We start from the raw sequence: 3,028 nt of genomic DNA on the forward strand, positions 1-3,028 counted from the left end.
ACCAGTACTCGTCTGTTAACATTGTTCTTGGCATGATGGGTTGTCATGGTTAGTTTTTGGCGAAAGTAATTATACCAGCCCATCATGCTGTCTAATAATCCATCACGAAAGATCAACAAGCCCTAATATAATTACATTATCACCCTGCACACTGATTGTCATGTTAATACGTAAAGCATACAAGTTTCGACTAGAGCCTACCGCCACCCAAGCGGCTAGACTTGCTGTACTTTGCGGTCATGCTCGATTTGTGTGGAATCAAGGCTTGCGTTACTGCTTAGGTAAGTTGGAGTCTGACGAGAAGATCCCAAGTGCTTTTGAGCTGAATAAACTAGTGACGCAGTGGAAGAAAGAAGAAGAAGAACTTTCTTGGCTCAAAGAAGCGTACACCGATAACCTACAGCAAAAACTTAAAGATTTACATGGTGCTTGGATACGATGCTTCGACAAATCACTTGCGGCTGACAAGCCTAGATTTAAGAAAAAAGGCAAAAACCAAGACTTAATTCGCTTTGTTAACTTCAACAAATACTGTGAGCTAGACGGCAAGCGAGTGAAACTACCAAGCAAGCTGGGTTGGTTGAAGTTCCGCAAGTCTCAAGAAGTGCAAGGCAACATCAAGAACTGCACCGTTAGCTTTAAATGAGGTCACTGGTATATCTCATTCCAAGTAGAGCAAGATATTGAACACTAACAATATCGCCCCGTGGGTTCATGGGGAGTTTACGGAAAACCTCTAAATCAGACTGAGTTTTCCCATTAAAATTTATATATTGATTTAGCTAAGGTTCAATAAAGCATAACGCCCACTTAAGGGGCTGACAACGCTACTACCAAGTTTCTGCACAACGCCGAAACCACTGAAATCAACGCATAATAAAAATGCCGCGCGTTGGAAGTCCCTCTTGAAGTGTTATAAGGTGGATAACTACTTAATTAAATTGAGTATTTCTTTAAATTCTGGTGCTCGGCAATCTTTAACTAGTTCATAAAGACTCATTTCTAAACCAGTTATACCAACTCCAAAATCTGCTAACTTTCTGATTGCTAGCTCTTTGTTTAATTCATCACGTGACGAAACACAATCGCTTACTAAGTGTATATCGTAACCCAGTTTTTTTAGATGAAGTGCCGTTTGATAAACACATATATGAGCTTCGATCCCACATATTAACCAAGAAGTTTTGGCTGATTTTTGGATTTCCTCTATAAAACGAGGCTCACTACAAGCGTCAAAACTGAACTTGCCAATAGGCTTTTGATTACTCAATAGCTCATTTATCTCTTCGATAGTTTTACCTAATTTATCAGGATTCTGCTCAAGCCAAACTATTGGTAAACCAAGAAATTGGGCTCCTTTAACTAGTTTTGTACAGTTTGAAACGAGCTCGTTACTATTGGATACCAATCGAGCAAGCTTACCTTGAATATCAACGACAATCAGGCCAGTGTTTTCCTTATTAAGCATACAAACTCCTGTGCTAAACCACTTTATAACGCCCGCTTAAGGGGCTGACAACGCTACTACCCAGTTTCCGCATAACACCGTAACCACAAAAACCAACGCACAATAAAAATGCCACGCGTTGGTTGTCCCTCTTGAACCGTTAAAAGGCCCAGAATTAACCTTACCTGAAGGGTATTATTTTACAGATCGCACAGGCAAGCAACGCCAAAAAATCCGTGTCTGTTGGTGGTTAGATAAGGCGAGTACGTATCAACAACTCGCTCAGGTACCCTACGGAGAAGAGCATCGTGTTCCTTCAATAACATTACCCGAACCCCACGTCGGAAGCGTACTCTCAGTGCCAGTCGTCATTGGGCATTACAGTTTGTCGGGTTATCCAATACGACTATCCAATCATGTAGCGTGCGTTGATTATAATGCAGCAAAGGATGAACAACCTATCGTAGCTTATGAATGGTTCTCAGGTGAATCAGTTACTTTGGATAACCAGGCCTTTTATTTCGTTGATAAACAACCGTTACATTCATTTCACATACTAGGAATGGAACGGGTCTTCCAGCATCATATTGACCAGCTTCAAAATACGTATTCAATCACCGAACCGTTAATTGATATCGTAGACAATTTCCTGTGGGAGGAGTGGGATCCTATCGGGGTTAATTCCCTTGTCGAATGCCGTGATGAATATCAATCTTATGTTAAGGACGCCTGTCTATTAGCTCTTGCCGGAGATGCTGAAATTCTCGCTGCTTGGCTGAGGTTTATAGAGTCAGCAATTATCAACATCATTGAGCATGATCATCAGGCTGTCAAAACACGCTCAGCCATACTAGCCATTCAGCTCATTACGCAGATAAAAAAATGCAGTCCTTAAGCTCATTTAAAATTTGTGAGGTGATAATGCTTGTTCAAAGAAGAATCAAACTTGAAGATAATAGCCGATTACAAATCAGATCATTAACCACTAAAAAACCTTTGTTGTGGTTAGCAAGCCAACCTGATGAAGAAGACCATTATCGGAGATTGCTAAATAAACCTAACAAATCACCACGCCCCATAAACGACCGTATCGGCAATTTAAAGCCATTCAGATGTTAACGCATAGGGTTACCTTAGAAGACCACTCAACTCACGCTCAGCGCTCATTGGCGGCGTTTTTCGCTATACTTTAAGTTGGTGCTTGTTGAATCGCACTTTGATTTGAAATTAAGATGAGATACACGCTTACCCCTATGACTTCCAAAAAGTCTCTGGTATCCATGGGTTGAAACATTAAATCCGGTGCTAGCGTTGACAAAACTTGCTGATACTTGCGGTCAGGCAATCAGACCAAAAATAATGCTCCGCAAAAAGGCTTTACATCTCACGGACCGTCGTCCCCCTCTTCTTCAGTTTTTGTTATCGCAAACGGCAGTGACAAATTTCTGCTCGCTCTGACTTCCACCGGTGAAGTGCATATCCAACTGCATACACTATGATTTACATTCCAGTTTCTTGCTTTGACTTTATCTTTTTCTGTTAGCTCAATTTCAATTCCGTCCACGGCGAAAGTAACGCGAC

At 41.2% G+C, this 3,028-nt stretch carries 4 protein-coding genes; 2 read left to right on the plus strand and 2 right to left on the minus strand.

The window, feature by feature from the left end:
* Positions 1-160: 160 nt before the first annotated feature.
* A complete protein-coding gene (locus FKQ60_RS17060; RefSeq protein ID WP_170906807.1) occupies positions 161-646 on the plus strand; it encodes a helix-turn-helix domain-containing protein in 486 nt (161 codons plus the stop codon).
* Positions 647-928: 282 nt separating this feature from the next.
* Here the strand turns inward: FKQ60_RS17060 and FKQ60_RS17065 are convergent, their stop codons facing one another.
* A complete protein-coding gene (locus FKQ60_RS17065; protein WP_170906808.1) occupies positions 929-1,468 on the minus strand; it encodes a hydrolase in 540 nt (179 codons plus the stop codon).
* Positions 1,469-1,586: 118 nt separating this feature from the next.
* Here FKQ60_RS17065 and FKQ60_RS17075 point away from each other — a divergent pair, with 118 nt between their 5' ends.
* Complete coding sequence (locus FKQ60_RS17075; RefSeq protein ID WP_170906809.1) at positions 1,587-2,342, plus strand: hypothetical protein; 756 nt, start codon at positions 1,587-1,589, stop codon at positions 2,340-2,342.
* A 489-nt stretch (positions 2,343-2,831) separates the two neighbouring features.
* Here FKQ60_RS17075 and FKQ60_RS17435 read toward each other — a convergent pair.
* Positions 2,832-3,028 (minus strand): hypothetical protein (locus FKQ60_RS17435; RefSeq protein ID WP_212752463.1); only part of this gene is annotated, 197 nt, incomplete at its 5' end.

The sequence above is a fragment of the Vibrio sp. A11 genome (genome assembly GCF_013048705.1).
GTDB classification, from domain to species: Bacteria; Pseudomonadota; Gammaproteobacteria; order Enterobacterales; family Vibrionaceae; genus Vibrio; species Vibrio metschnikovii.